A 1,424-nucleotide genomic window follows, 5' to 3' on the forward strand; every position below is an offset into this window, starting at 1 on the left:
GTAAGCCCGTGGACAGCAGAACCGACATAAAATAATCAGATACCTCCGAGTCCTTTGGATAGGAGTACCGGGGCGTAGCACTCCCATCGGCACGTCGGGTCGTCAACCCTGAGAGAACAACGAACCGTCCGTTGATGGGCGTGGGAAGCCCCGCCGTTTACCGCGGAGAGGATGTCACAAAAAGAGGCGAGTACACGGCCATCCGACCCCCTTGAAGCGCACGATAACCTCGCCAACGAGGCCGAACAGCAAGACGGGGCAGCACAGACATAGCCGCTTGCGAGCAATGAGTCAGAGGTGCCCCGCGCCGCATTAGGACCGTTGAGCGTCGTCCTGTCTTGGAGGTCGGTAGGATACACCGACCGATAGCGCCCTCCTCACTCGTCGTCGCGATCCCGATTTCGACCGACACACGAACCACTTTGCCCGCGTCCAGATTGGGGCGTCATATCTCTCCTCGCGTCGGGCCTGTAGGCTCCACTCTTCTTCGATGTACTGGACCAACTCTTGCACGTCGTCCATGCGGCTGTTAGCTGCCCGCAGTTGCCGCCGGAGGTCGTCGCGTTCGGCACGCACCGACTCCAGTTCAGCCTCCAGGTCGTCGGCCTCGAGCCCACGCTCAACGACCCGGTATCTGAAGGCGGTCGAGGGAGAGTACTACGGGTCACCCGACCCGTGGTACTTCATTAACTGTTCACGAACGCGCCTCTTCTCCTCCCTACTCGCGCCTCCAACGCTCGTTGAGAACGGAGGCTCCGCGCGACCGTCTACTGAATATCGACCCATAGATTCATATTATTTCGTTAACATTTATGGGATATGCCAACGTGCCAGAATTGTGGTGCTATTGTCTCAAAGCAATACGTCCGTGTCTTTACGCCGGAGAGTCTGGATAACCCACGGGTGTGTCCACACTGTCAAGACATGGTTCGAGCGGGAGCGAGCGTTCGGAACGCCCGTTCCCCTCGATAGGCTGTGGTAAATCACTAGACCGCGTCGGGATGAGTCGCTAAGTCAAGGGAGTTGAACTGGGGGGATTCGGTTGCCTATGACACAAATCTCCCGCTTCACTGGTGGGATTGTGCCGATTGCTCAAGTTGTTACCGGTGATGGAGACGAATCCGCCGTCCAGTTCCGAGAAATCGCGCTAATTAAGCGGGCTGTGAAACAGTGAATACAACTGCAGTATGGCGATTTAACACAACCCCTCGATAAGCGCAATCCTCTGCGGTCCGAAGGAGGGGGTTTGAGCGGCTGTAGTCAAGATAAGTTCGAGTTCGCTAACAGCCCTCTTCTTCGACCGTCGGCGCCGACTCTGAGGTTTCGGTCTCCTGGGATGTCTCGTCTGAACCGGACGACTCCTCGGGCGTTTCGGGTTCTTCGGGTTCTTCGGGTTCTTCAGGTTCTTCAGATTCTTCAGGTTC

1 protein-coding gene is annotated in these 1,424 nt (G+C 57.0%); it reads left to right on the plus strand.

Annotated features, from left to right (window positions below):
• The first annotated feature begins 819 nt into the window (after nucleotides 1-819).
• On the plus strand, nucleotides 820-972 hold the full coding sequence (locus BSG17_RS29020; RefSeq protein ID WP_449271727.1) for a DUF7563 family protein: 153 nt from the start codon (nucleotides 820-822) through the stop codon (nucleotides 970-972).
• The last annotated feature ends 452 nt before the right edge of the window (nucleotides 973-1,424 follow it).

It is taken from the genome of Halogranum amylolyticum, from assembly GCF_900110465.1.
Lineage (GTDB): Archaea > Halobacteriota > Halobacteria > Halobacteriales > Haloferacaceae > Halogranum > Halogranum amylolyticum.

Excerpts from the sequence above, each read along its gene's own strand:
- BSG17_RS29020 (WP_449271727.1), top strand. The coding sequence starts at position 820 with ATGCCAACGTGCCAGAATTGTGGTGCTATTGTCTCAAAGCAATACGTC.